Below are 24,084 nucleotides of genomic sequence, written 5' to 3'. Positions count from 1 at the left end.
CCGGACAGCAACATTTTTTTGCCGGCAGTCAGCCGGGCGCTGACGAAAGCGTTAATAATTGTCAGCTGCCCCAACAATTACTACAGCCAACGACGGAGCTGGGCGAAACAAGCATGAAGAAAAACGAAATCATCATTCGGGACATCATTACCCTGCGTGGCCCGAACATCTGGACCTATCGGCCGGTACTCGAAGCCTGGGTCGACATCGGCGAACTGGAAGACTTTCCCTCCAACAAGATTCCCGGGTTTTACGAACGCCTCGCGGCCTTGCTGCCCTCGCTGGTCGAGCATCGCTGCAGTTATCAGGAGCACGGCGGCTTCCTGCGCCGCGTTCAGGAAGGCACCTGGGCCGGCCACATTCTCGAACACGTAACACTTGAATTGCAGAACCTGGCCGGCCTGCCCGGCGGCTTCGGCAAAACGCGCGAAACCTCCGAGCGCGGCGTGTACAAGGTTGCCGTCCGCGCCTGGCACGAGGAAGTCACCCGCACCGCGCTGTACACCGCTCGCGATCTGGTGATGGCGGCGATCAACGACACGCCCTTCGACATCGAAAGCACGGTCGAGAACCTCGGCGACATGGTCGACTCCAAGTGTCTCGGCCCCTCGACCGCCAGCATTGTCGATGCCGCCGACGAGCGCGACATTCCGGCCATCCGCCTGCTCGACGACGGCAATCTGGTGCAGATCGGCTACGGCGCCGCGATGCGCCGCATCTGGACGGCGGAAACCGACCGGACCAGCGCCATCGCCGAAACCATTTCGCGCGACAAGGACCTGACCAAGGAATTACTCTCCTCCTGCGGCGTGCCGATCCCCGAAGGGCGCGAAGTGCGCAGCGCCGAAGATGCCTGGGAAGCCGCCGAAGACATCGGTCTGCCGGTGTGCATCAAGCCGGTCGACGGCAACCATGGACGGGGCGTCTTCATCGACGTCAAGACCCGTGAAGAAGTCGAAAAAGCCTACGCCATCGCCGTCGAGGAAGGCAGCGCGGTCCTCGTCGAGCGCTCCCTGCCCGGCACCGAACACCGCCTGCTGGTCATCGGCAACAAGCTGGTCGCCGCCAACCGGGGCGACATGGTGATGGTCACCGGCGACGGTAAGTCGACGGTCCGCGAACTGATCGAAATCCAGGTCAATTCCGACCCACGCCGCGGGCCGACCGAACTGCATCCGCTGTCAATCATCCGCCTCGATTCCGCCGCCCGGATGGAACTCGAACGCCAGAACCTGACCGCCGACGCGGTACCGGCCAGCGGTCGCGAAGTGCTGATCCAGCGCAACGCCAACCATGCCTTCGACGTCACCGACGACGTGCATCCGGAAACGGCTGCGCTGGCCTCGCTCGCCGCCCGCGTCATCGGCCTCGACATCGCCGGCATCGATCTGGTCTGCGAAGACATTTCCAAGCCGCTGGCCGCCCAGGGCGGCGCCATCGTCGAAGTCAATGCCGGCCCCAGCCTGCTGATGCACCTCCGCCCGGGCGTCGGCAAGCCGCGCCCGGTAGGCAAGGCGATTGTCGCGAACCTGTTCGGCGAAAAGGAAAATGGCCGCATCCCGGTGGTCGGCGTCACCGGCACGCACGGCAAGACCTCGGTCGCCAAGCTGGTCGCCCATCTGATTTACATGTCCGGCAAGCGCGTCGGCCTGGCCTGCAGTGACGGCGTCCATCTCGACCGGCGGCACGTCCAGAAGGCCGATGCCGCCAACTGGACGGCCGGCCATCGCCTGCTGCTCAACCGCGCGGTCGATGCGGCGGTGATCGAGAACGGCGCCCGCACCATTCTCGGCGAAGGTCTGGCCTACGACCGCTGCCAGGTCGGCATCGTCACCAACATCGATCAGGCCGCCGAAGATCTGGCGCGCTGGGACGTCCATCCGAGCGGCGGCGAGTTCTACACGACTTACCGCAACACCTATCGCACCCAGGTCGATGTCGTGCTGAGCAAGGGTTATGCCGTGCTCAATGCCGAAGACCCGGTGGTCGCCGACCTCGCCGAACTGTGCGACGGGGAAGTGATCCTGTTCGCCGCCAATCCGGCCTGCCCGGCCCTGGCCGCCCACCTGGCCGCCGGCCAGCGCGGCGTCTTCGTCCGCGAGGGGCGGATCACCGTTGCCACCGGCAATGACGAAGCCTGGCTGCTGTGCCGCCTCGGCGACGTACCGGTGATCGGCAAGCAGAAAGACCCGGAAACCATCGCCAACGTTCTGGCCGCCGTCGCCGCCGGTTGGGCGCTCGGCATCACCTTCGATGCGATCGGCACCGGCCTCAAGACCTATGGCCTGGAACTGCCGGCCCTCTCCTCGCTGCTCACCCAAACAGCCAAGAAGCCGCGCAAAGCGGCAACCCGAAAATAACAAGGATTCAGCGTCATGGACGTTACCCGTATTCGTGCCCTGCGCGGCCCCAACCTGTGGAGCCGGCACACGGCGATTCAAGCCATCGTCACCTGCCAGGATGCCGAATGTGCCATCGCCAATTTGCCAGGCTTTGAAGCCCGCCTGCGCGAGCGTTTCCCGGAACTCGGCGACCTGATCCCGGCCGACCATCTCGACACCGTCTCGATGGCCCATGCGCTGGAATTCGCTGCCCTCGGCCTGCAGGCCCAGGCCGGCTGCCCGGTCACCTTCAGCCGGACGGCCCAGACGGTCGATAGCGGCGTTCTCCAGGTCGTCGTCGAATATACCGAAGAGGATGTCGGCCGACTGGCCTTCGAGCGCGCCGAGCAACTCTGCCTCGCCGCCCTCAACGACACGCCGTTCGACCTCGACGCCACCCTGAAGGAGCTGCGCGATCTCGACGAAGACATTCGCCTCGGCCCATCGACCGGCGCCATCGTCTCGGCCGCCGTGGCACGCGGCATTCCCTATCGTCGCCTGACGCAGGGCAGCCTCGTCCAGTTCGGCTGGGGCAGCAAGCAGAAGCGCATCCAGGCGGCGGAAACCTGTTTCACCAGCGCGATTGCCGAATCGATCGCGCAGGACAAGGAACTGACCAAGAAACTGCTGCACGCCGCCGGCGTCGCCGTACCGCTCGGCCGGCCGGTCGAGAATGAGGACGACGCCTGGGCCGCCGCCCAGGAAATCGGCCTGCCGATCGTCGTCAAGCCGCGCGACGGCAACCAGGGCAAGGGCATTTCGGTCAATCTGACCAGCGAGGACCAAGTCCGCCGCGCCTATCGCGTCGCCATCGAATTCCGCGACGACATCCTGGTCGAAAAATACCTGCCGGGCCACGACTACCGCCTGCTGGTCATCGGCGACAAACTGATCGCCGCCGCCCGGCGCGACCCGCCGCTGGTCATCGGCGACGGCGTGCACACCGTCCGCGAGCTGGTCGATATCGTCAATCGCGACCCCCGCCGTTCCGACGGCCACGCCACCTCGCTGACCAAGATCCGTTTCGACGAAATCGCCCTCGCCCGCCTCGCCGAGCAGGGTTTGGAGGCGACCACCGTGCCGCCGCGCGGGACGCGCGTCATCCTGCGTAACAACGCCAATCTGTCGACCGGCGGCACTGCCACCGACGTCACCGACGACGTTCACCCGGAACTCGCCGCCTGCGCCGTCACCGCCGCCCAGACTGTCGGCCTCGACATTTGCGGTATCGACGTCGTCTGCGACACGATGTTGAAGCCGCTCGAAGACCAGGGCGGCGGCATCGTCGAAGTCAATGCCGCGCCCGGCCTGCGCATGCACCTCGACCCGTCGTTCGGCAAGGGCCGCGCCGTCGGCGAGGCCATCGTCGGGATGATTTTCCCCGATGGCGACAATGCCCGCATCCCGGTTGTCGCGATTGCCGGCACCAACGGCAAGACCACGACCAGCCGCCTGATCGGGCGCATTTTCGAAAGCAACGGCCTGCGGGTCGGCATGACCAGTACTGACGGGGTTTATATCGAAGGCAAGCGCACCGACGACGGCGACTGCAGCGGCCCGCGCAGTGCGCGCAACGTGCTGCTCCACCCCGACGTCGATGCGGCCGTCTTCGAGACGGCGCGCGGCGGTGTGCTGCGCGAAGGCCTTGGCTTCGACATGTGCGACGTCGCGGTGATCACCAATATCGGGATCGGCGACCACCTCGGCCTCAATTTCATCACCACGGTGGACGAACTGGCTGTCGTCAAGCGCGTCATCGTCGAGAATGTCGCCCCGAAAGGCACCGCCGTCCTCAATGCCAGCGATCCGGTAGTGGTCGCCATGGCCCAGCACTGTCAGGGAGACGTCATCTTCTTTTCCCAGGATCGGGCCAACCCGGTGCTGGCGACGCACCGCGCCCAGGGCAAGCGCGTCGTCTATGTCGAACGCGACGCGATCATCTGTGGCGAAGGACGCAAGAAACACAGCATCCCGCTCGCCAATATCCCGCTGACCCGCAATGGCACGATCGGCTTCCAGGTCGAGAATGCGATGGCCGCCACCGCCACCGGCTGGGCTCTCGGCTACGACTGGGAAGTCATCGAGCGCGCCCTGGCCGGTTTTGTCAGCGATGCGCAAACCGCCCCCGGCCGCTTCAACGTGTTCGACTACAAGGGCGCCACGCTGATCGCTGACTACGGCCACAACCCGGATGCCATCCAGGCGCTGGTCGGCGCCATCGAGAACATGCCGGCCAAGCGCCGCTCGGTGGTGATCAGCGGCGCCGGCGACCGGCGCGACGATGACATCCGCCAGCAGACCGAAATCCTCGGCGATGCCTTCGATGACGTCATCCTCTATCAGGACGCCTGCCAGCGCGGCCGCCAAGATGGCGAAGTCATTGCCCTGCTCCGCCAGGGCCTGGCCCATGCCAGCCGGACCAAGCAGATCGATGCGATCACCGGCGAGTTCATCGCCATCGACAGCGCCCTGGACCGTCTGCAACCCGGCGACCTCTGCCTGATCCTGATCGATCAGGTGGAAGAAGCCCTGGCCCATATCGCCAAGCGGATCGCCGACGCCGGTTAAGGCGGACTACCCCGGCCAAGCAAAGAGCCCGGTTCAGCCGGGCTCTTTGCTTTTCGGCGTGGCGGAACGGCCAGCCTTGCTGCCGTTATGTCGCGAGGCGCAGGCCGGACTTCTTGAGGATTTTTGTCGAATAGAGAATATCGCTGCTCCGACAGGCATCGCCAAGCAGACGACCAATTTCGGCCGCCTTTTCGGCGCACTCGTCGCGCGAACTGCCATGCACCATGGCGAACAGGTTGTAAGGCCAGGCCGGCAAGGCACGCGGACGACGATAGCAGTGGGTGACGAAAGGCAAAGCACCGACGGCCGCTCCCAGTTCGTCGATCCGCTCGTCGGCGACATCCCACACCGTCATGCCGTTGGCTGTCCAGCCGATGGCGTAATGGTTGGGCACGGCACCGATGCGGCGGATGACGCCGGAATCAAGCAGTCCCTGCAGGCGGCGCAGCACCGTCTCGGCCGGCAAGCCGAGTTGCTCGCCGAGCGCCTGATACGGTCGCGGGACCAGCGGCAGCCCACCCTGGGTGGCAACGATCAACGCCCGGTCGAGATCGTCGATCATGCGCGCACCGCCAGCTTCATTTCGACAAAATATTCGCGTTCTTTCGGAAAGGCATGCACGCTCAGGCCGGTATCGCGCTCGATGCGCGCCACGGCGTCGGCGATGCCGGCCGGTGTTTCGGTGGCGAGGACGAACCACATGTTCAGGGTGTGCTCGCGGCGATAGTTGTGGGCAACCTGCGGCAGCGCATTGACCAGCGCCGTCACTTCGTCGTAGCGCGCTTCCGGCACGGCCAGGGCGGCCAGCACGAAAGCACCGCCCATCCGCTCGATGTGCACCATCGGCCCGAAGCGGGTCAGTATCTTGTCGGCCAGCAGGCGTTCCAGGCGTTGCAGCAATTCCTCTTCGCCTATCCCCAGCCGGCCGGCCACTTCGGCATAGGGCCGGTCGCAGAGCGGAAACCCGCCCTGTAATTTATCGATGATCTGGCGGTCCACCGCATCCAGCTCACGCATAGCGCGCCCCGTTCTGCTTGAAGCGGGTCAGCGAGAACAGCACGTCGTGCGCGCAATCGGCGAGGCCATGGCGCTGGCGCAGTTCGGCTATGGTGCCTTCGACCTCGCTGCGTTCGCGGCCGTGGATCATGCAGAACAGGTTGTACGGCCATTCCGGCAGGTGGTTCGGCCGGCGATAACACAGCGTCACCGCCGGTTCCTCGGCGAGCGCCCGGCCGATTTCGCTGACCCGGTCATCGGCGATGGCGTGCACCAGCATGGCGTTGGCCGTGTAGCCCAGCTCGTGATGGCGGACGACCACGCCGAAACGCTTGATCGCGCCCTCCTCCTGCCAGCGCCGGATGTGGCCGAGAACATCTTCCTCAGAACTGCCAACGCGCTCGGCGATCAGCGCAAAGGGCCGGCTAAACAGCGGCAAGCCTTCCTGCAGCACCGAAACCAGGCGGCGTTCTGCTTCGCCGAGCGGCGCGGCCGGCGGCACGGCCTGGACGGCGGCCGGGCGTTTCTCGGCATTGCCGGACAGCGAAAAGCCGAGATCGATGTGGAATTCCTCAAGCAGCGGCAAGGCCAGCAAGGGATAACCGCTGGCCTGTTCAATCGCCCCCAGCGCCGCCTGCAACCGCCCTTCGCTGGCGGCCGTGACGACGAACCACAGGTTGTAGCGATGTTCGCGCTCGTAGTTGTGATTGACCTCCGGAAAGCGGTTGACCGCGGCGGCCACGGCGGCGAGGCGCGCCGGCGGCACAGCCATCGCGGCCAGCGTCGAAGCGCCGATCCGCTTCGGCGCGAAAACGGCACCGACGCGGGAAATCTTGCCCGCCCGGCGCAACGCTTCGAGGCGGCTCAATATCTGCCGTTCGGCAATCCCCAGGCGCTCGGCGAGCTCGGCAAAAGGCGCCGGACAGAGCGGGAAGTCGCGCTGGAAGTCGTTGAGCAGGCGAAAGTCGAAGGAGTCTTCCATCAGAAGCCAATGCGCGCGGCGCGCGTCGTGAAAAAAATACCGGAAGGGTTGTCCACGGCGATCTCGCCCAGTTTGGCGAAATTCTCGGTGTTGTAGATCAGTACCTTGTTGTCATCGCGCGCCGACAGCCAGACGTTTTCGCCACGCGGCGCGAATTCCATGTGCAGGATGCCCTTGCCCGGCTCGAAGGCATGCGTGACCTGGCCGGCCAGCGTGTCGATGACATCGATCTTGCCGTTGTCCGGGAAAGCGAAATTGACCCAGACCTGCCGGCCGTCCGGGCGTGCCATGACAAACACCGGCTGACCGCGCACCGGAATGCGGCCGACTTCCTTCCAGGTCGCGACATCGACGATCAGCACCTCATGGCGGCCGATCGCCGGCAGATAAGCCTTGCCCTGCGCCACCGACCAGCCGCGCAGGTGCGGCATCTTGAAGACCGGCAGCTTTTCCTCGCCGCGACCGTACTTTTCGAGGATCTTGCGGGCGCCCTTGTCCGGTTGCCAGAGGTCGAGCATGGCGACGCCATCCTCGCCGAACAGGCCGGTCAGGAAATAGCGGCCATCAGGCGTCACCAGGCCGTCGTAGGGCTGATTGCCGGCCGGGAAGCGCTGCGTCGTCGGCTGACGCGGATTGGAAAAATCGCTGACCCAGATTTCGCCGCCCTCGAACAAGGCGTAGGCAAACTTGTTGCCCGCCGTATCGGCCAGGCCGACCACCTTGGAGAATTTGCCCGGCGCGTACTCGGCCGGCACTTCGGAGAGCAGTTCCAGCGTCTCGGCATCGAAGGCCTTGATGCCGCCCGGTGTGTAGTTCTGGGCGACGACGATGCGCCCATCCTGAGAAATCGAGCCGCCGATCGCATTGCCGGACTGGATGACGCGCTTGACCAGCTTCGCTTCCAGCAAATCGATCTTGCTCAGCCCGCCATCGCGGCCGAAGACATAGGCGTAGCGGCCATCGCGCGAATAGACGGCGGACGCGTGCGAGAGATCGCCGAGGCCGTCGATCCGGGCGTACGGCTGGCGAGACGTGGTATTGACCAGCGTGACGCGCCCGGCGGCCCGTTCGATGATCAGGCCGAGATCGCCGGTGCCGCGCAATTGGGGCGCCGCGCAGGCATTTACCAGCAAGGCCAGCAGAAAACACAGGAACAGACGCATCACACCCTCACTCGGGAAAAGCCGTCATCAATTTTTGCACTATCCAGTCCGCCTCGTTTTCCGACATGAACTGCTTCCATGGCGGCATCGGCGTTCCGGGGCGTCCGTAATAAATCGTTGCGGCCAGCCCCTCGGCCGGCTTTTCGGCCAGGTTTTCCGGCAGCAAGGGCGGGCCGAGCCCGCCTTTCAGCGTCATGCCATGACATGACCCGCAATCCTGGCGGACCAGATGGATCAGCTCCTTTTGCCGTGTTGCATCGGGCTCGCCCGCCCAGGCCGCGGCGGATGCCAGCCACAGGGCAATAACCAGCCTACTCGCCGACATGGATCACCCCGGTCATTTCCGGGTGCGGGCCGCAGTGGTATTCGTAGCGACCGGCCCGCTCGAAGCGGTACGACCAGCTTTCATCGGGAAACATTCGTTCCGACTCCGGCACGCCGCCAATCGGCAGAATCACCGAATGACTGGTGCGTTTTTCGTGATTACTCCAGCGCACCGTGTCGCCGACATGAATGCTGACTTCCGGCGGGTTGAAACGGTAATTTTCGATCCGCACATCGACCACTTCCTGAGCATTCGCGCCAGCGGCAAGGAGCGCTGACAGCGCCAGCACTCCTTGTTGCCTCGACCACCCGGCGCGCATCATTGTTCCGCTGCGCTCATCGCCTTATTGCTTGACCGCCTTGACGTCGCCATCAACACCGAGACCCAGCGTGTGGCCAAAGGAAACGTGATGGAAACGGCCGCCGGCATTGTCGGCGTGAATCGCTACGCCAAACGGCACGGCCTTGCCGGCTGCCAGATGGACGCCACCAGCCAGCTTGCGGGTAAAGGTCACCGTGTAGGTATCGCCGGCCTTGCCGCCTTCGGCCGTCACGCCAGCCTTGCCACCTTCCATGTTGCGCTTGTCGGTAACCGTACCGTCGAACGCCTTGCCACTGCTCCGCCACTGCATCAGGTCCATCGCCCCCGGCGTCGCGTACTTGGTCTTGGTATCGGCCGCCCCCGGCATGGTCCGGGCGTCCTTGTGACAGGCCGCCCAGCAGCCGACCTGATCGCCCATCGCCACCTTGTCGTTGGGGAACATGACGCTGGCCTTGACCTCGTTGTCCTTGTCGGAATGGTCGAAACCACCGCCTGGTGCCTTGAACGTCAGACGCACATAAAGGTTGGTCGCATCGTAGGCGGCCTGCACGCCGACCGGGTAGGTCATCGTCTTCGGCGCGCCTTTCGGTTCCATTTCCTTACTGGCCAGACGCTTCAGATCGAGGCTCAACTTGCCGTCTTCAACGTGACAGCCGGCACAGCTCTCGCCTTTTTTCAGGCCGCTGGCGCCGCTGTGGTCGCCCTTGCCGGTCACCCACTCGATCGGGGCGGCGCCCGGATGGAAGACGTGCAGCTCTTTCTTCGGTACCTTGCTCCAGTCGGGGGTGGCCAAGGCAGCCTGTGAGCCGAGAGCCAGGAAAGCGCCCATGACAGCCAGCGAAACGAAATTCTTTTTCATCGTGGTATCTCCACTTAAAACGATCGGCGGCGACGAAACCAGTCGTCATCCTGTTGTCTGCGTTCCATATGCTACGGGGGCTTTCGCCCCCGTAGCTTTGTGACAAGTCAAATAATCGGCAGGCGATTAATAGATGTCGTGCTGCGTGTTATAGACGTTGAACTTGCCGGTCGGGGTGATCATCTTCGGATCGGTAATCACCTTCTTCACCGTCAGCGTCGCATCATCATAGACGACGATGGCCGACTGGTCGGTCTTGCCGCCCCACAGGGAGATCCAGACTTCCTTGCCGTCGGCGCTGTATTCCGGATGCACGGCGCGTTTCACAGCCTTGGTCGGCGGCAGCCCGGAGTCCTTGGCCACGTTGATGACCCTGGTCGGCTTGGAAAGATCGGCCATGTCCCAGACCGAGACGGATTCAGCCAGATCCTTGTCGGAATTCTGTGCCGAGTCGGCCCACAGGTGCTTGGACTTCGGATGCGTCTTGACGAACAGATTGCCCGGCACGTGCTTGATTTCCTGGACGACCTTCCAGTTGTACTCCTTGAACTTGGCGTTCTTCTTGTCGTCCGACGGCGTCGAGATCAGCGTCAGGACATCGGCGCCGAGGTGACCCGTCGCCCAGACCGGACCGAACTTGGGATGCGTGAAGTTGGCGCCGCGACCCGGGTGCGGGATCTTGGCGACATCGACCAGCGCGGCCAGCTTGCCGGTCTTGGTATCGACTGCGGCAATCTTGTTGGAGGCATTGGCCGCCACCAGGAAGTAGCGCTTGGAAGCATCCCAGCCGCCGTCATGCAGGAACTTGGCGGAAGCGATGGTCGTGGTCTTCAGGTTTTCGATGTCGGAGTAATCGACCAGCAGGATCTGCCCGGTTTCCTTGATGTTCACCACCCATTCCGGCTTGATGAAGGAAGCGACGATCGAGGCGACGCGCGGTTCCGGATGGTATTCGCCATCGACCGTCATGCCACGGGTAGACACCACCTTGCGCGGCTTCAGTGTGTCGCCGTCCATGATCACGTACTGGGGCGGCCAGTAGGAACCGGCGATGGCGTACTTGTCTTCGAAGCCCTTGAACTTGGAGGTATCGACCGAGCGGGCATCGAAACCGATCTTCACTTCAGCCACGACCGCCGGCTTTTCCATCCACAGGTCGATCAGGCTCAGACGGCCGTCGCGACCGATCACATAGACATAACGGCCGGAAGCGGAAAGACGGGAGATGTGCACCGCGTAACCGGTCTTGACGATGCTGCGGATTTCCTTGGTGTCGCCGTCGATCAGCGCCACTTCGCCGGTGTCGCGCAGGGTGACCGAGAACATGTTCTTCAGGTTGTAGTTGTTCATCTGCTTGGTCGGACGATCCTTGACCGGCACGATGACTTTCCAGGAATCCAGCGTTTCCTTGAAGCTGTATTCCGGCGGCACATCCGGCGTGTTCTGGATGTACTTGGCCATCAGCGACAACTCTTCCTTGGTCAGGATGTCGTCGAAGTTCACCATGCCGCCATCGGTGCCGTAACCGATGATCTTTTCCAGACGTTGCTGACCGAGCTTCAGCGTACCGCCCTCGGTGACGTTGCCGTCCTTGTCCTTCTTCGACCAGTGCGGCTCGAGATTCTTGCCGGTGGCGCCCTTGCGCAGCACGCCATGGCAGCCGGCACAACGCTCGAAATAAATCTTCTTGGCCTGCTCCTTTTCAGCAGCCGTCATCTCCGGACCCTTGGCGGCCTCCTGAGCAAACGCAGAACCCATGGCTGCAGCCATGGCGGTCATCATCAGCATCCCCACTACGGTTTTATTCATCTTCCCTCTCCTGGATAGAAACAAAACACCTTTAACCCTCAACGGGATGGGCGCTAGGTTGAACCTCCGCCCGACTCGCATCCTTGATGCCCATCAATCTTTTTTTGATGCTTTATTATTTGAATTCAGGAGCTTGTAATCACAAATAACTATGTGATTAGTTCTTTGGTTGTAGATCGCACGATTCCCTTACCAAAGCTATTGGCACACGCCTGATCCAGCATTAGCATGGCCGCCCAAAGGCAGGGAGAAACCATGAACAAAGCGAACAAACTGGAAGGTGGCAAGGTCTGGCTGGTCGGTGCCGGACCGGGCGACCCGGACCTGCTCACCGTCAAGGCCGCCCGCCTGATCGCCCAGGCCGATGCGCTGGTATACGATCATCTGGTCGGCGAAGGCATCATCCAGCTCGCCCGCCCCGACGCCCGGCAAATCTACGCCGGCAAGGAAGCCTCGAAACACACGCTGCCCCAGGATTCGATCAACCAGTTGCTGGTCGACCTCGCCCGCGAAGGGCTGTCGGTCGTTCGTCTGAAAGGCGGCGACCCGTTCATTTTCGGCCGCGGCGGCGAAGAACTGGAAACCCTTGCCGCCTCCGGCATTCCCTTCGAAGTCGTCCCCGGCGTCACGGCGGCGGCCGGTTGCGCCGCCTATTCGGGCTTTCCGCTGACCCATCGCGACCATGCCCAGGCCCTGACCTTCGTCACCGGTCACCTGAAGGACGGCACGGTCAACCTCGACTGGCCGTCGCTGGCCCGCCCCAATCAAACCGTGGTGTTCTACATGGGCATCGGCGCCGCCGAAGAAATCTGCCGCCAGATGATCAAGCACGGCCTGCCGTCGATGACCCCGGCCGCCGTGGTGCGCAACGGCACGCTGGCCAGTCAGCAGACATTGCTCGCCACACTGGGTACACTGCCGCATCGCGTCGTCGAATCCGGCATCAAGCCGCCCGCGCTGATCATCGTCGGCAGCGTGGTCGGCCTGCACAAACAACTCAACTGGTTTGAAAAAACATGAAAATCCTCTGGCTGATCGCCGCCCTCTTTGCCACCCAGGCACATGCCTACAGCAGCGACGAGATGCGCGGCGACTGCCAGGCAGCCGAAGAGTTCTACCAACAGAAAAAAAACAGCGACCCCTTCCAGTCGATCCGTAGCGCCCGCTGCATCGCCTACGTCGCCGGATTCGCCGATGGCTATGCGGTTAGCGACTACCTGGCCGACAAGGTTGGCGTCAAACTCAACGCCTTCTGCCTGCCGAACGATAGCGATCTGTCCTTCCGTCTGGTCCGCGCCGTCCTCGCCCACCTCGACCGCCAGCCGCCCAATTCGACAACCAGCACGGCGATGCTGGTCGCCAACGCGCTGGCCAAATCCTTCCCCTGTGCGGATTCGCTTGAACCAAAGAAGTGATTCATGGATAATTCGGCCTCCATTCGCCCCGATGGCGGAATCGGTAGACGCAGCGGATTCAAAATCCGCCGCCGAAAGGTGTGCCAGTTCGAGTCTGGCTCGGGGCACCAGTAATAAAGTGCTTAGCCCAGTTCACAAGACTGGGCTTTTTGCTTTCTTGTTTTCAGCTTTTTCTCGGTAGCCGGTCCGGCCTGACACCAAGATGAAGCGCATCCGGGAATACCCAGCCCTTGCGTGAATTGTTCCTTGAAATAGCCGGCGCCATCTGGCTCAGAGCAAACCTCTTGGCTGGCCATGCCCTGTTGAATCTGCTGGACGACCCGGCCATCCTGGCGATCGGCTTCTGCTGATCGAATTGCGCCTGGTATCTCCAGGAATGCGACCTATACTGAAAGTGCCTACCTGATAACGGTTGCTGCCCGCGATGGTTGCAGTCGGCACCATCTGGCGCGGGACGTTGGTCTCCAACCGCCGTAGGATAGGCTAGCCGGCGAGACCGGTGGCGCGGTTTGATTCTCAGATTGCTGAGCGCCTTGAAAAATCAGCTAAAGCGACAGGAAACCCGTTCGAATGTAAAGATTCGAGCGGGTTTCTCATATCCGGCGGGCTCATTGGCAAGCGCGCTGCCGTCACTTCGGCCTTCGTCAGAAGACGGGCATTCAGAACTTCCAGCCGTAGGCGATCCCAAGAATGTCTTCCGACAGGTGGATATCTGCCTCGCCACCGCCGTAAGCGGCCGGGATCGAGCCGGATCCCTTGACGGTTTTCTTGAAGCCATGCGTGTAGGCCAAGCTCAGTTCGCCGTCCTTGCCCAGATTCCAGGTCGCGCCCAGGCTCAGGTGATCCTGGATCGCGCCCGGCGCCAGAATGTTGAGGAAAGTCTGATCCGCCGGGATCGGCTGGCTGGCATGGCTGTAGCCGGCCCGCCAGGTCCAGTCGCGCCATTCGTAGCTGACACCGAGTTTGGCCACCGTAACGTCCTTCCAGCCGAAACCCGGGCCATTCGAGGAGCCGAAGAGATTGCCCGAAAACAGCGTGGCAATCGGGGTGCCGACCGACTTAATGTCGCTATATTCGATCCGTTGCGCGTCGAGCGCCAGCGTCAGCGCAGAACTCGCCTGCCAAGCCACGCCGATACCGTAATTGGCGGGAATGTCGAAGCCGCCGTCTTCGGCAAACAGGCCCTTGTACTTGTCGAGATTGCCCATCCGGGTCTTCGAGGCCCAGGTGGCTCCGATGCTCAGTTCGGGGGTCAGTTTGCCGGTATAGCCGAGACGAAAACCCCAGCCGGTCGATGAGTCGACGCCGCGATTGGTCAGACTGTTCGGCGCCGCCGACGAGCCGGCAAACGGCCCGATGCCTTCGGCCTTGAAGCGTTGATAGGCGAAATTGACGGCCAGGCCGAGCGCATGATTTTCGTTCAGCTTGTAGGCGAGCGACGGCGAGATGAACAACTGCTCAAGGTTTATGCCGGCCGAACCACTGGCACCGAAGGCACGAAAGGGATTGCTGCCGTAGTCGGTATTCATCCCACCGTTGCCATAAACGGCGACGCCGGCCGCGAGCTGCGGCGACAACTGGCGGACGTAGCCGATTTCGGGAATCAGGAAATTCCGGGTGTCGTTGGCATCGTAACTGCCATTTGCCGTCGCGCCACCGGGCAGATTGTTGCCGGATATTTCCGCGCCACGGCTCGGCCGAAACAAAGTGGCGCCGATGTCGAGCCGATTGCCGACGAAGGCGGTGCCGGCCGGGTTGGTCGCAGCGGCCAGCGCATCCTGTGGCAAGGCAATGCCGACACCGGCTATGCCCTGCGACTTCACACCAAAACCGTGTGAAAAATAACCGTTGGTGGCAAGCGCCAGGCCGGGGACTAAAACGACCGGCAGGATGGCGGCCTGAACAATTTGGCGGATTCTCATTGTGGGGGACCTCTGAATCATCGTTGTGGGTTAAGCGAAGACGCCACCCTAAGCACCCCCGCCACGCAACCAAACGAATCACTTCTGCAATGCTTATCGGCGGCAGCCGTTATATTGAAATAACCGGAAACAGGCGGTCTTCAGTTGCTTGCCGACGCCTTCAGCCGGCGTTTTCGTGCGCCACGCATCCATTCGTAAGCCTCCATGCCAAATATCATGGCGATGACGAATACGGCGGCCGGCAGATAGCCCGCCCCCAGGCCGACCAGGGCCGGCCCCGGACAAAGGCCGGACAAGCCCCAGCCGATGCCGAACAACACGCTGCCAACGATCAGCGGCCGATCCACTGCGCCGGCCTCGGCCGGTGGATAGACACCGCCCAACCAGCTCTTGGCGCGCCGCCCCGCCCTCCGGAAAGGCCAGACGGCAACCCCGATGGCACCAGCCATCACCAGCCCCAACGACGAATCCCAAAGACCGGCGAAGTCGAGGAAGGCCAGCACCTTGGCCGGATCGGTCATACCGGAAATGATCAAGCCGAGACCGAAAAGCAGGCCAAGCAACAGGGCAATCAAGACATGCATATCAGCCCCCAACCAGGTGACGGGTAACGAACACGGTGACCGCCCCGCTCGCCATAAAACTCAGCACGGCCGCCCCGGAACGCTTCGAAAAGCGCGCCAGGCCGCAAACGCCGTGACCGCTGGTGCAGCCATTGGCCAGACGGGTGCCGAATCCGACCAGCACGCCAGCCACGCCGACGATGGCCCAGTCTCCGGGGCCGGACTGCACCGGGCCGACCGGCGCCAGCCCCTGCTGCGTGCACAGCAACCAGAGCCCCGGCGAGACGATCAGCCCGAGCAGGAACATGGCCCGCCACCCCACCCTGTCGCGCTCTCCGGCGATCAAGTTGCCGAGCAGACCGCTGATCCCGGCGATCATTCCGTAGGAACGGAAGAGCAGTGCGGCACTGAGACCGATCAGGCTACCGCCGACCAATGCGCTCCAAGGAGTGAAGTTTCCCCAATCGATGATCATCGAACCCATCCTGTTGCAAAGGCGCGAAATTAGAGATTTCGCACATTCCAGAAAAGGATCAAATTTTCATATCAATATACCGGCCATCGGCTAAAGCCCGGGAGCCCGGCCCGTCAATGCGCCCGGCTTGTCTACAAGGCGTTGGCCGGCTTGAGCGGCAGACTGACTTCAGGCCGGAACACCACTTTCAGCAGTGCGCCACCCAGCGCGACGGACTGCATGGCCAGCACGCTGCCGCCATGTTGCCGGGCAATTTCCCGGACGATGGCGAGGCCGAGTCCATTGCCGTCGCTGACGCTGCCCGGCGGCCGGTGGAAGCGCTCGAAGACTCTCTCGCGCTCGCCTTCGGCGATGCCCTGGCCGCTGTCTTCGACGGTCAGCCAGGCCCCGCTCGCGCTCTGGCCGCAACTGACCGTCACCGTGCCGCCTTCCGGCGTATAGCGCAGCGCATTGTCGAGCAGGTTGCCGAGCAGCTCCTGGAGCAGCAGGCTATTACCCCGCACGAACGCCGGCCGCAGTTCGAAGCCAAGATCGATGTGCTTGGCGATGGCCGCCGGCAGCCAGGTTTCGGCCGCCTGGCAGGCGATCTCTTCGAGCGACACCTCGGGTTGCGTCTGGGCGAGCGTCGGCTCAGCCCGGGCCAGGGAGAGCATCTGGTCGACCAGGTGGGAGAGGCGCTGGGCGGCTGCCCGAATGCCTTCCAGCTTGGCCGGGGTGTCGGGCGAGGATTCGCTGATGCTGGCTTCGACCTGGGCCTGCAGCGCGGCGATCGGCGTGCGCAGCTGGTGGGCGGCATCCGAGATGAAATTGCGCTGGCTGGACAGCGAGCGATCAAGGCGTTGCAGCAGCTCATTGATCTCGGTCACCACCGGTTGCATTTCCTCCGGGACATCGACCCGGACCGACCGCAGGTCGGCCTGCGAGCGACCGGCCAGCTCCTGGCGCAACGAGGCCAGCGGCCGCAGGCCGGAGCGCACGCCGAACCAGACGACGCTGATGCTGACCAGGGCGAGAAGCAGTTCGGGCAGCAGCATGCCGAGCAGGATTTCGCGGACCAGGGCGTTCCGCTTGATCAGCGTTTCACCGGCCAGCACCGTCAGGTCATGACCGGACAGCTGCTTCTGCAACGCAGCGACGCGGATCGGCTCGCCATCGAGCTGGGCATTGAAATAGGATCGCCCCTCGCTGCCCGCCGTCCGGAAGTTTTGCGGCGCCGGCATCGGCAGGCCGGCATTGCCGTCGAGCAATTCGCCCCGGGGGCCGCGCACCGAATAGAACACGCGGTCGAACTTGTCGGTCAGCAGGACGGCGCGCGCCTGTTGGGTGAGCGGCAGTTGCGCCTTGCCATCGACCATCCGTAGCTGGTCGGCGATGGCCAGCGTGGTGTCGAACAACGCCCGATCGTAGGCCTTGGTGGCGCTCCGCCAGGCCACCCAGTAGGCGGTCCCGGCGCCGGCCAGAAGCAGCGCCAGCATGGCCGGCAGCAGCCGGCGCAACAGCTGGACGCGCAGGCTAGTCGAGGTCATCGCACGTCTCGGAGGGCTTTTCCAGGAAGTAGCCAAGACCGCGGACGGTCCGGATGGTGATGCCGCCCGGTTCGAGTTTGCTGCGCAGGCGCGAAATGAACTTCTCGACCGCATTGGGCGAGATGTCGTCGTCCCAGCGATAGAGCGCCTGCATGATCTGTTCCTTGCTGATGATGCGATTGACCCGGCCGGCCAGGAATTCGAGTGCCGTCCATTCGCGGGCGGTCAGTTCGAGCGCCTTGCCATCGAGCCAGGCCCGCTTGCCGACGGTGTCGAGCTGCAGGCGGCCGAGCTGCAGCGTCGTCTCCGGCGTTCCCTGACCGCGCCGGATCAGGGCCCGCACCCGGGCTTCAAGTTCAGCCAGGGCTACCGGCTTGACCACGTAGTCGTCAGCTCCCAGGTCGAGCAGGCGGACGCGCTCCTCGAGTGCCATGCGCGCCGACAGGATCAGCACCGGCGTGCGCTGCTGACGCTGGCGCAGGCGTTGCAGCACGTCGCTGCCATCCAGCCCGGGCAGGCCGAGGTCGAGCACCGTCAAATCGAAGGACTCGGTCTTCAGCCAGTTGTCGGCCGTCTGACCATCGCCGGTCACTTCGACCAGGTAGCCGGACTTCCGCAAGGTGCGGGCCAGGCCATCGGCCAGCAACGGGTCGTCTTCGACAAGCAGGATGCGCATCAGGGTCAGATAACGGTCAGGAAGGTCTAATACGATACCACTCCCCCATACGCGGTATATCGATGCGACGCTTACTTTTCACGCTATTGCTGCTGCCCGTTGCCGGCCTTGCCCAGCCCCCCGCCCCGCTGTCGCTGCCCGAGGCGGAAGCACTGTGGCGCGAACACAGCCGGGAACTCCGGCTGGCCGGCGCGGCGGTCAGCGGGGCTGCCGCCGACGTCAAGACGGCCGGTCAGATTCCCAACCCGGATGTCTCGCTCAATGCGCTGTCGATCAGCCCGTGGTCCGGCTACGGTGCCGGCGGCTGGAAAGACAAGAAGATGGACACCCAGCTGCGCCTTGACCAACTGGTCGAACGCGGCGGCAAGCGCGATTTGCGCGTCAAGGGGGCGGAAGCCCGGCTCGACGCGGCGCGTTTCGATCTCGACGACGCCGCCCGCCAGCAACTGGGAACGCTGCGTTACGCCTATTACAACCTGCGACTGGCCCAGGAAAAGCTGACGCTGGCCGGCGAAACCGCCGGGCTGTACGGCAAGGCCGCCGAGGCCGGCAAGCTGCGCCAGAAAGCCGGCGACATTGCGCCGGTTGACCTCTCGCGGCTGCAGATCGACCAGGCGCGGGCGGCCGGCGATGCCCGCCAGGCGCAGACCGAACTGGAGCAGGCGCAGGTGGCGCTGGCCTATCTGATTGGTCGCGAAGCCGATGCCCGGCAGTTACAGGCCGGCGACAACTGGCCGGCGCTCGAAGAGCAGGCCTTGAGTCAGGCACCGCTCGACCAGCGCCCCGACCTGGCCGCCGCCCAGCGCCGCCTGGCCGCCGCCGAGGCCGAGCGCGACCTGGCCAAGGCCAAGAAGAGCCGCGACGTGACGATCGGCGTCCAGTACGAACACAACCTGCAGAATGCGCCGACCAACAGCTACGGCTTAGGGGTCAGCGTGCCGCTCTTCATCTGGCACGAATACGAAGGCGACATCGCCCGAGCCGAGGCCGATCTCGACGTCGCCCGACTGCAATACGAACAGCAGCAGGCGCAGGCGCAAGGCCAGGTGGCGCAGGCGAAGAATGCCCTGCTCTCGGCGCGCGACCGTTACCAGCGGCTGGAAGGCGGCCTGCTGGCCGATGCCGAACGGGTCGCCAAGGCTGCCGAATTTGCCTACAACAAGGGCGCCATGGGCCTGATGGACCTGCTCGACGCCCGGCGCACCTTGCGCCAGATCCAGATCGAGGCCGCCAGTGCGCGCGCCGATTACGCCAAAGCATTGTCGGACTGGCAGATCCAGGCCGAATTCAGGAAACTCAAATGAAGCAGAATCTGATTCTCATCGCCGTGATGCTCGCGCTGGCCGGCTGCTCCGGCGAACCGGAAGCCGTCAAGGAAGCCACGATCAAGGTCGACGGCGAACACGTCATCCTCAGCGAGCCGGACAAGGCGACCTTCCTCAAGGTGGCGACGGTCGACCAGGACAAGGGCGGCATGCTGCGCCTGCCCGGCCGGCTGGTCTGGAACGAGGAAAAAACCGTCCGCGTCTTTCCGCAACTGGCTGGCCGGGTGCTCAGCATTGCGGTCGATGTCGGGGCGACGGTAAAGGCCGGCCAGCCGCTGGCCGTGCTCAGTTCTCCCGATTACGGCCAGGCGCTGGCCGACGCCCGCAAGGCCAAGGCCGATGCCCAGGTGGCGACGCAGGCGCTGGAGCGCAATCGCCAGTTGCGCGAAGCCGGCGTTATTGCCGAGAAGGACTGGCAGCAAGCTGAAGCCAGCGCGGTAGCGGCACGCGCCGAAGCCGAGCGGGCCGGCCGCCGGCTGGCCGGCCTGGGTGGCGACGGTGACGGTTCCTACGTGCTGCGCAGCCCGCTGGCCGGGGTGGTCGTCGAACGCAACCTCAATCCCGGCATGGAATTCCGCCCGGAACAAGCGGCCGCCGCGCTGTTCGTGATCACCGATCCGGCCAGTTTGTGGGTCCAGGTCGCTGCCGGCGAAGCCGATCTGGCCAACCTGAAAAAAGGCGAGACGCTGTTGATCGAGTCGAAGCAGTACCCGGGCGAGCGCTTCACGGGCACCATTCGCCATGTCGCCGATTTCGTCGATCCGGCGAGCCGGACGATCAAGGTGCGAGGTGAGTTGCCGAATGCCGACCGCCGCCTGAAGGGCGAAATGTTCGTCAATGCCCTGGTCGAACTGCCGCTCAGCTCGGCGCTGCGCGCCCCGGCGGCGGCGGTTTTCCTGTTCAGCGACCAGCGCTATGTCTTTGTCGAAGAGGCACCGGGCCACTATCGACGCCAGCCGGTCGAGGCCGGCGCCGAGCGCGACGGCTGGATCGACATCCACAGCGGCGTGCACGCAGGCGACAAGGTGGTTACTGAAGGCAACCTGCATCTGCTCAAGTTCTTCAAGCCGCAGGTCGCCGACAAACAGGCTACCAAATGATCAAGCGCATTGTCCATTTCGCGCTCAATCAGCCGCTCTTCATCATTCTCGGGCTGGTGCTGTTCATCGGCATCGGCACCGTCGCTTTCAAGAACCTGCCGATCGAAGCGTTTCCCGATGTGACCGACACCCAGGTCACGGTCATCTCGCTCAATCCCGGACGAGCCCCGGAAGAGGTCGAGAAGCAAGTCACCATTCCGCTCGAAATCGCCCTCTCCGGCGTGCCAAATTCGATCCGCATGTTCTCGCACACGCAGTTCGGCCTTTCCTTCATCGTCGTCACCTTCGACGAAAAACCCAGCCTGTTCATGGCCCGCCAATTGGTCGAGGAACGCCTGCGCGGCCTTGACCTGCCCCCCGGCGTCGAGCCGGAACTGGCGCCGCCGGCGACGGCGACCGGCGAAATTTTCCGTTATCGCCTCGACGCTCCCGGCCTGAAGCCCAGCGAAGTACGCGCCATTCAGGACTGGACCGTGGCCCGCCAGATCAAGCAGGTATCGGGCATTGCCGACGTGGTGTCGCTCGGCGGCCCGATCCGCCAGTACGAGGTGCAACCGAATCTGGCCAAGCTGCGCGATTACAAGATCACCATCGGCCAGTTGTTCACCGCCTTGCAGCGGGCCAACGCCAACGCCGGCGGCGGTTCGGTGGCGCAAGGGCGGCAGCAGTTCCTGATCCGGTCGCTTGGCCTGTTGCGCTCCTCGGCCGATATCGGTCAGGTGGTCGTCGCCGAAAACAGCGGCACACCGGTGCTGGTTCGCGACATCGCCAATGTGGTCGAATCGCGGGTCCCGGAACAGGGTATCGTCGGCATCAGCGACGCCAACGGCGACCAGGACGACGTGGTGTCCGGCATCGTGCTGCTGCGCAAGGACGAGAACCCCTCACTGGTGCTCGATGCGCTGAAAGCCCGGGTCGATACGCTGAACGCCGGCGGCCTGCCGCCGGGCGTCAAGATCGTGCCGTTCTACGACCGCTCATGGCTGATCAGCAAGACGCTGAAAACCGTCTTCATGAACCTGCTCGAAGGCGCGCTGCTGGTCACGCTGGTGCTTTATCTCTTCCTCGCCGATTTGCGGGCGGCAGCCATTGTCGCCTCGATCATTCCGCTGGCCCTGCTCGGCACCTTCATCGGCCTCTCGGCGGTTGGCATTCCGGCCAACCTGCTGTCCTTGGGGGCGATGGACTTCGGGATCATCGTCGACGGTGCGGTGATCGTCATCGAGAACATTTTCCGCCGGCTCGGCGAAGCCAAGCAGAACCAGGATCACCGACCGCATACCCGGACCATTCAGGAAGCGGTGGTCGAAATCGGCCGGCCGACGGTGTTCTCGATGGTCATCATCATGGTTGCCCACCTGCCGATCTTCACGATGCAGCGCCATGAAGGCAAGATTTTTGCGCCGATGGCCTATTCGGTCGTTGCAGCGCTGATCACCTCGCTGGTCCTGTCGCTGACCCTGGTGCCCTTCCTGAGCAAGATCGCCTTCAAGAACAACGTGCCGCACGAAGAAACCAAGCTGATGCACTGGTTCATGCAGAAGTACGAACCGGCGCTGAAGTGGGTCCTGGCCAATACCAAGCGCGTGCTACTGATCGCCCTTGGCGCGCTCGCCATTACCGCGGCGATGGTGCCGCAGCTCGGCACGGAATTCCTGCCCGAACTGAACGAAGGTTCGATCTGGATCAACATCACGCTGCCGACGTCGGTTTCCGTCACTGAAGCAAAAGCCGAACTGCGCCAGCTGCGCCGGATCATTGCCGACTTCCCCGAGGTCAACGCGGTGATTTCCAAGGGCGGCCGGCCGGAAGACGGGACCGATCCGAAGAACATCAACATGACCGAAATGCTCGTCGACCTGAAACCCGACTCGGCCTGGCGCAAGGGCATGACCAAGGAACAGCTGGTGCGCGAGATGGAGGACAAGCTGAACGACGTGCCGGGCATCGAGCCGACCTTCAGCCAGCCGGTGCGCGACCAGATTCTCGAATCGATCTCGCAGATCGACGGGCAGATCGTCGTCAAGCTGTTTGGCGACGACACCGCCACGCTGAAACTGCACGCCAACCAGCTGCTCGACAAGATCGGCAAGGTGCCGGGCGTCGTCCGCGCCTTCATCGACCGCGACGGCGATCTGCCGCAATACCGGCTGGAAATCGATCGGGCCGCCGCCGCCCGCTACGGCCTGAACGTGATGGACGTCCAGGACGTGGTCGAAACGGCGCTGGCCGGCAAGGCCGCCACCGAGTTGTGGGAAGGCGACCGGCATTTCAGCGTCGTCCTTCGTCTCGACGAACCGTCCCGCCAGCTCGACAAGCTGAAGGACGTGCTGGTGCCGACGCCGTCCGGGGCGCAGGTGCCCTTGTCGGCGCTGGTCGATTTCAAGATGGGCAGCGGCGCCATGAACATCGCCCGGGAATCCGGCCAGCGCGTCGTCGCCATCGGCGTCTTCATCCGCGATCGTGATATGGGCAGCGTCGTTGCCGACATGCAGGTGCAGGCCCAGGACATCAAGTTGCCGCAGGGTTACTCGATCACCTGGTCGGGCGAGTTCGAGAACCAGGAGCGGGCGATGAAGCGCCTGATGCTGGTGGTGCCGCTCTCCATCCTGTTCATTTTCGTACTGCTGTTCGATGCCTTCGAGTCCTTCCGCGACGCGCTGATCATCATCTGCAACATTCCCTTCGCGCTGATCGGCGGCATTTTCGCGCTGCTCATCTCGGGCATCCCGCTCTCGGTGTCGGCGGCGATCGGCTTCATCGCGCTGTTCGGGCAGGCGGTGCTGAACGGCGTGGTGATGGTCAGCTACATCAACCAGCTGAAGCAGCAGAAGCTCGACAGCTACCAGGCGGTCTTCCAGGGCGCCCTGTCCCGCCTGCGCACGGTGCTGATGACCGCCATGCTGGCCATGCTCGGCCTGTTGCCGATGGCGCTGTCGCACGGCATCGGCTCGGAAACCCAGCGGCCGCTGGCGCTGGTCGTCATCGGCGGCCTGATCTCGGCGACCCTGCTGACGCTGTTCGTGCTACCGGCACTCTATTACTACGTGGCGACCCACCCACGGCTGGCCAAGGCCCTGCATTGAACCTCGGCAAGCTCGGCCTGGTGGCGCTGGTCCTGCAGGCGGTCAGCCTCGGCCCGGCGCTCGCGGCCGCTGCCGTCGACTACGATGACGTGGTCGTCGAGCAGCGGGAGGGGGTCTATCACGGCAACTTCAGCCTGCAGATTGCCGTGCCGCCGGCCGTCGCGCTCGAGGTGTTGACCGATTTCGAGCACATGGCCGAATTCGTGCCCAACCTGAGCGCCAGCCATATCATTTCGCGCGCCGGCAACGTCTATCGGATCGCCCAGCAGGGCAAGGCGCGTTTCGGCCCGTTCGGCTACCCCTTTGAATCGGAACGCCAGATCGAGGTCTTACCGGACGGCCGCATCCTCTCGAAGGCGCTGTCGGGCTCGACCAAGTACATGCGCAGCGAAATGCGGCTGCAGGCCAGCAGCGGCGGCACCCGGCTGGATTACCGGATCGAGATGATTCCCGACCGCTGGGCGCCGGCGCTGCTCGGCGTCGGCTTTCTGCGCCACGAACTGGCCGAGCAATTTTCCGCGCTGATCAACGAGATGCAGCGCCGCCAGGCCAACCGGCCGGTCCGTTAAGCAAGGCGGCGCCGCGTGACGCC

General features: G+C 63.8%; 21 protein-coding genes and 1 tRNA gene. 9 read left to right on the top strand and 13 right to left on the bottom strand.

Features of this window, described 5'->3' with window-relative positions; all coding sequences use genetic code 11:
• The first annotated feature begins 113 nt into the window (after window positions 1-113).
• Together cphA (KI611_RS05865) and cphA (KI611_RS05860) are read left to right on the top strand one after the other, a co-directional pair.
• Window positions 114-2,360, top strand: a complete 2,247-nt coding sequence (gene cphA / locus KI611_RS05865) for a cyanophycin synthetase (RefSeq protein WP_226418891.1) — start codon at window positions 114-116, stop codon at window positions 2,358-2,360.
• A gap of 15 nt (window positions 2,361-2,375) precedes the next feature.
• Entirely contained in the window at window positions 2,376-4,949 is a 2,574-nt protein-coding gene (cphA, locus tag KI611_RS05860; RefSeq protein ID WP_226418890.1) for a cyanophycin synthetase, read from the top strand.
• Window positions 4,950-5,034: 85 nt separating this feature from the next.
• On the opposite strand, the gene KI611_RS05855 is transcribed toward cphA (KI611_RS05860), so the two are convergent.
• The 8 genes from KI611_RS05855 to KI611_RS05820 form a co-directional block, all read right to left on the bottom strand.
• Window positions 5,035-5,511 carry an AsnC family transcriptional regulator gene (locus tag KI611_RS05855; protein WP_226418889.1) on the bottom strand — a complete coding sequence of 159 codons (477 nt, stop codon included), beginning with the start codon at window positions 5,509-5,511 and terminating at the stop codon, window positions 5,035-5,037.
• Window positions 5,508-5,966 carry an AsnC family transcriptional regulator gene (locus KI611_RS05850; protein WP_226418888.1) on the bottom strand — a complete coding sequence of 153 codons (459 nt, stop codon included), beginning with the start codon at window positions 5,964-5,966 and terminating at the stop codon, window positions 5,508-5,510. Before KI611_RS05850 ends, KI611_RS05855 begins: the two co-directional genes overlap by 4 nt.
• Complete coding sequence (locus tag KI611_RS05845) at window positions 5,959-6,927, bottom strand: AsnC family transcriptional regulator (RefSeq protein ID WP_226418887.1); 969 nt, start codon at window positions 6,925-6,927, stop codon at window positions 5,959-5,961. The genes KI611_RS05850 and KI611_RS05845 overlap by 8 nt, the downstream gene beginning before the upstream one ends.
• Window positions 6,927-8,090, bottom strand: coding sequence for a cytochrome D1 domain-containing protein (locus KI611_RS05840; protein WP_226419879.1), 1,164 nt, complete (start codon window positions 8,088-8,090; stop codon window positions 6,927-6,929). Before KI611_RS05840 ends, KI611_RS05845 begins: the two co-directional genes overlap by 1 nt.
• A 7-nt stretch (window positions 8,091-8,097) precedes the next feature.
• Window positions 8,098-8,415, bottom strand: a complete 318-nt coding sequence (locus KI611_RS05835) for a c-type cytochrome (RefSeq protein ID WP_226418886.1) — start codon at window positions 8,413-8,415, stop codon at window positions 8,098-8,100.
• Window positions 8,402-8,704, bottom strand: a complete 303-nt coding sequence (locus KI611_RS05830; RefSeq protein ID WP_226418885.1) for a plastocyanin/azurin family copper-binding protein — start codon at window positions 8,702-8,704, stop codon at window positions 8,402-8,404. The genes KI611_RS05835 and KI611_RS05830 overlap by 14 nt, the downstream gene beginning before the upstream one ends.
• Window positions 8,705-8,758: 54 nt before the next feature.
• A complete protein-coding gene (locus KI611_RS05825) occupies window positions 8,759-9,595 on the bottom strand; it encodes an ethylbenzene dehydrogenase-related protein (protein ID WP_226418884.1) in 837 nt (278 codons plus the stop codon).
• Between the two features lie 126 nt (window positions 9,596-9,721).
• Window positions 9,722-11,404 carry a cytochrome D1 domain-containing protein gene (locus tag KI611_RS05820; protein WP_226418883.1) on the bottom strand — a complete coding sequence of 561 codons (1,683 nt, stop codon included), beginning with the start codon at window positions 11,402-11,404 and terminating at the stop codon, window positions 9,722-9,724.
• A 255-nt stretch (window positions 11,405-11,659) separates the two neighbouring features.
• Between KI611_RS05820 and cobA the strand changes: the two genes are divergently transcribed.
• The 3 genes from cobA (at window position 11,660) to KI611_RS05805 (ending at window position 12,929) form a co-directional block, all read left to right on the top strand.
• Window positions 11,660-12,424 carry a uroporphyrinogen-III C-methyltransferase gene (cobA, locus tag KI611_RS05815; protein WP_226418882.1) on the top strand — a complete coding sequence of 255 codons (765 nt, stop codon included), beginning with the start codon at window positions 11,660-11,662 and terminating at the stop codon, window positions 12,422-12,424.
• A complete protein-coding gene (locus KI611_RS05810; RefSeq protein WP_226418881.1) occupies window positions 12,421-12,819 on the top strand; it encodes a Rap1a/Tai family immunity protein in 399 nt (132 codons plus the stop codon). The genes cobA and KI611_RS05810 overlap by 4 nt, the downstream gene beginning before the upstream one ends.
• A gap of 25 nt (window positions 12,820-12,844) precedes the next feature.
• Window positions 12,845-12,929 (top strand) — tRNA-Leu (locus tag KI611_RS05805).
• A gap of 549 nt (window positions 12,930-13,478) precedes the next feature.
• On the opposite strand, the gene KI611_RS05800 is transcribed toward KI611_RS05805, so the two are convergent.
• From KI611_RS05800 to KI611_RS05780, 5 genes are all read right to left on the bottom strand, one after another.
• The gene (locus KI611_RS05800) at window positions 13,479-14,741 is read right to left on the bottom strand and encodes an OmpP1/FadL family transporter (RefSeq protein WP_226418880.1); all 1,263 of its coding nucleotides are present in this window, start codon (window positions 14,739-14,741) and stop codon (window positions 13,479-13,481) included.
• A 140-nt stretch (window positions 14,742-14,881) separates the two neighbouring features.
• Window positions 14,882-15,325, bottom strand: coding sequence for a DUF6691 family protein (locus KI611_RS05795; RefSeq protein ID WP_226418879.1), 444 nt, complete (start codon window positions 15,323-15,325; stop codon window positions 14,882-14,884).
• Between the two features lies 1 nt (window position 15,326).
• Complete coding sequence (locus KI611_RS05790; RefSeq protein ID WP_226418878.1) at window positions 15,327-15,779, bottom strand: YeeE/YedE family protein; 453 nt, start codon at window positions 15,777-15,779, stop codon at window positions 15,327-15,329.
• A gap of 131 nt (window positions 15,780-15,910) precedes the next feature.
• Window positions 15,911-17,305: a sensor histidine kinase gene (locus KI611_RS05785; RefSeq protein ID WP_226418877.1), complete on the bottom strand. Its 1,395-nt coding sequence runs from the start codon at window positions 17,303-17,305 to the stop codon at window positions 15,911-15,913.
• A complete protein-coding gene (locus KI611_RS05780) occupies window positions 17,292-17,981 on the bottom strand; it encodes a response regulator transcription factor (protein ID WP_226418876.1) in 690 nt (229 codons plus the stop codon). The genes KI611_RS05785 and KI611_RS05780 overlap by 14 nt, the downstream gene beginning before the upstream one ends.
• 62 nt (window positions 17,982-18,043) lie before the next feature.
• Here KI611_RS05780 and KI611_RS05775 point away from each other — a divergent pair, with 62 nt between their 5' ends.
• Genes KI611_RS05775 through KI611_RS05760 form a run of 4 tightly spaced genes read left to right on the top strand, consistent with a single transcriptional unit; the run spans window position 18,044 to window position 24,061 of the window.
• Window positions 18,044-19,285, top strand: a complete 1,242-nt coding sequence (locus KI611_RS05775) for a TolC family protein (RefSeq protein ID WP_226418875.1) — start codon at window positions 18,044-18,046, stop codon at window positions 19,283-19,285.
• The gene (locus KI611_RS05770) at window positions 19,282-20,406 is read left to right on the top strand and encodes an efflux RND transporter periplasmic adaptor subunit (RefSeq protein ID WP_226418874.1); all 1,125 of its coding nucleotides are present in this window, start codon (window positions 19,282-19,284) and stop codon (window positions 20,404-20,406) included. The genes KI611_RS05775 and KI611_RS05770 overlap by 4 nt, the downstream gene beginning before the upstream one ends.
• Complete coding sequence (locus KI611_RS05765; RefSeq protein ID WP_226418873.1) at window positions 20,403-23,492, top strand: efflux RND transporter permease subunit; 3,090 nt, start codon at window positions 20,403-20,405, stop codon at window positions 23,490-23,492. Before KI611_RS05770 ends, KI611_RS05765 begins: the two co-directional genes overlap by 4 nt.
• Window positions 23,489-24,061 carry an SRPBCC family protein gene (locus KI611_RS05760; protein ID WP_226418872.1) on the top strand — a complete coding sequence of 191 codons (573 nt, stop codon included), beginning with the start codon at window positions 23,489-23,491 and terminating at the stop codon, window positions 24,059-24,061. The genes KI611_RS05765 and KI611_RS05760 overlap by 4 nt, the downstream gene beginning before the upstream one ends.
• Window positions 24,062-24,084: the final 23 nt, after the last annotated feature.

It is taken from the genome of Dechloromonas denitrificans (assembly GCF_020510685.1).
In the GTDB taxonomy this organism is placed as follows: Bacteria; Pseudomonadota; Gammaproteobacteria; order Burkholderiales; family Rhodocyclaceae; genus Azonexus; species Azonexus denitrificans_A.
The sequence above is the reverse complement of the archived record's forward strand: the minus strand, read 5'-3'. Positions and strand labels throughout refer to the sequence as shown.